The following is a 2,842-nucleotide window of genomic DNA, read 5'->3' on the forward strand; positions in this document are numbered from 1 at the left end:
ATGGGGGGCGGTCAATCCACCTTGCCAAGCCTCGTCCGCGCCGCCGTGCGGATCATGCCGAGGGCGGCGTCGAGGTCTTCCAGGACGAGGCCGGCGCGGAGCCTCAGGGTCTCGATCCCCTGGCTGGCGAGCCACCGGTCCCGCGCCGCGTCGCGCTCCGGCCGATCCGCCGCGCCGTGGCTGTAGCCGTCCAACTCGACGCACAGGCGGGCCTGCTCACCCTCGGCCCAAAAGGCTAGGGGCTCAGCAGCGGTTCCGTTGACCCCTCAGGCCTGCCCCTTCGACGTCCAGACCACGTGCCGGCGCAGGGGATGGTCCTGCGCCAGGCGCGGATGGTCGAAGTCCCGCGACGGGTCGGGGGTCATCCCGATCCGGCGCATGACCGCCTGGGAGGCCAGGTTGGTCTGCGCCGTGAAGGCGATGATCTCGGCAAGGCTGCCGGGGCCGAAGCCCCAGTCGAGCGCCGCCTTCGCGCCTTCGCTGGCCAGTCCAAGACCCCAGAAGTCCGGGTGGAGCCGCCAGCCGATCTCCACGCAGGGCCCCACAGGCAGGTCGCCCGCCGCGACCCGGGATAGGCCGATCATTCCCGCCAGCCGGCCGTCCACCCTGTGCTCCGCCGCCCAGAAGCTGAAGCCGTTCGCCGCCATGGCGGCGTTGATCCGGTCGACCATGGCGTTGGTCGCCTCCGGCGAGATGGGCCCGCCCAGCCAGCCATGGACGCGGGGATCGGCGTTGATCGCGGCGAAGGCCGCGCGGTCCTCGTCGCGCCAGGGCCTCAGGACCAGCCGCGCGGTCTCGATCACGCCGGCCTCGGCTGGACCAGCGATCCGTAGAGGTCGGTGCGCCGGTCCCGGAAGAAGCCCCAGGCGGCCCGGTGGCCGGCGAGGAAGTCGAGGTCGAAGGTCGCCACCGCGACGCCCTCCTCGTGCCGGCCCATGTCGGCGACGAGGTCTCCCCTGTGGTCGGCGATGAAGCTGGAGCCGTAGAAGCCCTGGCCCCCGCCGGGATAGCCCGCCCAGGGCTCGAAGCCCGTCCGGTTGGCGCCCACCACAGGGATGATGTTGGAGACGGCGTGGCCCTGCATGGCCCTGCGCCAGGGCGCGGCCGTGTCGAGGCTCGCGTCATGAGGCTCGGAACCGATCGCGGTGGGATAGAAGAGGACCTCGGCGCCCATCAGGGCCATGGCCCGGGCGCACTCCGGGTACCACTGGTCCCAGCAGATCCCGGCGCCAATCCGCCCGAAACGGGTGTCCCAGACCCGGAAGCCGGTGTCGCCGGGCCGGAAGTAGTACTTCTCCATGTAGCCTGGGCCGTCGGGGATGTGGCTCTTGCGGTAGAGGCCGAGGAGGGAGCCGTCGGCGTCCACCATGACCAGGCTGTTGAAGTAGTGCGGCCCCTCGCGCTCGAAGATCGAGATGGGCAGGACCACGCCCAGCTCGGCGGCCAGGGGCGCCAGGGCGGTGACGCAGGGATGCTCGCGCCAGGGATGGGCCTGCCCGAACCAGCGCTCCTCCTGGGCGACGCAGAAATAGGGGCCCTGGAAGAGCTCCGACGGCAGGATGACCTGGGCGCCCCGGCTGGCCGCCTCGCGAATCAGGTCGGCGGTGCGGGCGATGTTGGCGTCCCGGTCCGCGCCATAGGCGGCCTGCAGGGCGGCGACGGTGAGGGTGCGGGGCATTAGGCCGGCTCCTGCTGGGAGATGCAGTGGAAGGATCCGCCGCCGGACAGGAGGGCGTTGGACGGCAGGGCTATGACCTCGCGCCCGGGGAAGGCCTCGGCAAGCCCCTGGGCGGCCAGGCGGGCGGCCAGGCCCTCGCCGTAGACCGGCAGGAGAATGGCGCGGTTGGCGATGATGAAATTCATGTGGCTGGCCGGGGCGCCGCCCACGCCATCCACCTCGATCCAGCCTGGCGAGGGAATCCGGATCACCCGCAGGGAGCGCCCCGCGGCGTCCGTCATCCCCGACAGGGCCCGGGCCGCGGCGTCATAGACCTCGCCATTGGGGTCGCCGGCGCCGAATCCCACCGGGCAGACCACGACGCCGGGGGCGGCGAAGCGCGCCAGGTTGTCCACATGGCCGTCCGTGTGGTCGTTCTGCAGGCCGGCCCCAAGCCAGAGGACCTTGCGGGCGCCGAGATCCCTGGCGAGAACCGCTTCGGCCGCGGCCTCGGTCCAACCCGGGTTCCGGTTGGGGTTCAGGAGGCACTGGCGGGTGGTGAGGATCGTCCCCTCCCCGTCGTGGTCGAGGGCGCCGCCCTCGAGGATGGCCTCGCTGCGGAGGAGGTCCACCCCGGCTGCGGCGGCGACCTGGTCGGCCACCTCGTCGTCATGGGGCAGGTCGTACTTTCCGCCCCAGCCGTTGAACCGGAAGCCAGCGGCGGCGTCCGGCCCGAGGAAGATGGGGCCGGTGTCCCGCAGCCAGACATCGCCGAAGCGGCCGGCGATGATGTCGACGCCGGCGACTCCGCCCAGGCGCCGGCGGGCCTCTGCGTCGCCCTCCGGGGTCCCGGTCATCAGGCGCACGCGCTCGCCGCCGGGGCCGGCCAGGGCCCGGGCGAGGGCCGCCACCTCGTCCTGGGCGGGGACAAGGTTGTCCTCCCAGAGGTCGGCGTGGCTGGGAAAGCCCAGCCACATGGCCCGGTGCGGGACCCACTCGGCGGGGACGGGACGGGACATGGCGCGGTTCTCCCAGGAGGGACGCGGGCAGATGGGCGAGGCGGGCCCCCACGTCAAGCTTTCGCGCCGCCCCCGAAAAGCGAAGAGGCGGCCCGTCGCCGGACCGCCCCCCGAATTCCGCTGAACCCGGCTGGGATCAGAAGGAGTACTTGACGCCGAACTTGAC

The 2,842-nt window shown here is 72.5% G+C and carries 4 protein-coding genes; all 4 read right to left on the reverse strand.

All coding sequences use genetic code 11. The annotated features are described in order from the left end of the window. Positions 1 to 11: 11 nt before the first annotated feature. The 4 genes from IM632_RS07040 to IM632_RS07055 are packed head-to-tail and all read right to left on the reverse strand — an operon-like array spanning position 12 to position 2,676. The gene (locus IM632_RS07040) at positions 12 to 206 is read right to left on the reverse strand and encodes a DUF559 domain-containing protein (protein WP_296552163.1); all 195 of its coding nucleotides are present in this window, start codon (positions 204 to 206) and stop codon (positions 12 to 14) included. 60 nt (positions 207 to 266) lie between these two features. Beyond that, positions 267 to 803: a GNAT family N-acetyltransferase gene (locus IM632_RS07045; RefSeq protein WP_296521204.1), complete on the reverse strand. Its 537-nt coding sequence runs from the start codon at positions 801 to 803 to the stop codon at positions 267 to 269. After that, on the reverse strand, positions 800 to 1,678 hold the full coding sequence (gene aguB / locus IM632_RS07050) for an N-carbamoylputrescine amidase (RefSeq protein WP_296521206.1): 879 nt from the start codon (positions 1,676 to 1,678) through the stop codon (positions 800 to 802). Before aguB ends, IM632_RS07045 begins: the two co-directional genes overlap by 4 nt. Continuing rightward, positions 1,678 to 2,676 carry an agmatine deiminase family protein gene (locus IM632_RS07055; protein WP_296552162.1) on the reverse strand — a complete coding sequence of 333 codons (999 nt, stop codon included), beginning with the start codon at positions 2,674 to 2,676 and terminating at the stop codon, positions 1,678 to 1,680. The genes aguB and IM632_RS07055 overlap by 1 nt, the downstream gene beginning before the upstream one ends. Positions 2,677 to 2,842: the final 166 nt, after the last annotated feature.

Origin of the sequence: Phenylobacterium sp. (assembly GCF_020402505.1) — a bacterium.
Classification (GTDB): Bacteria; Pseudomonadota; Alphaproteobacteria; order Caulobacterales; family Caulobacteraceae; genus Phenylobacterium.